Consider the following 313-nt stretch of genomic DNA (forward strand, 5'->3'; position numbering starts at 1 on the left):
CAGCGTCCAGAGATAGACCGGATGCTGGCCGAGATTGCCGGCGAGGATATTGCTGACGGCATTGAGATAGGCGCCGCGATGATGGGTCACGACGCCCTTGGGATTGCCTGTTGTGCCCGAGGTGTAGCTCAGCGCGATGGCGTCCCATTCGTCGCTCGGCGTGATCGCCGTGAAGCCTGGATCGCCTTGCGCAACGGCTGCCTCGTATTCGATCTCGCCGATGCGCTCGCCGCCCTTGAACGAGGCGTCGTCGACGTCGACCACCAGCGGCTTGGGCCCCGTCATCTGCGCCAGCGCGTCGGTGATGACGCCT

The 313-nt window shown here is 64.9% G+C and carries 1 protein-coding gene; it reads right to left on the reverse strand.

Annotated features, from left to right (window positions below; genetic code table 11):
- A partial coding sequence (locus tag MOV74_RS40470) for an AMP-binding protein (RefSeq protein ID WP_246933142.1) occupies positions 1 to 313 on the reverse strand: 313 nt, incomplete at both ends.

Origin of the sequence: Bradyrhizobium sp. SHOUNA76, from assembly GCF_023006445.1 — a bacterium.
Lineage (GTDB): Bacteria > Pseudomonadota > Alphaproteobacteria > Rhizobiales > Xanthobacteraceae > Bradyrhizobium.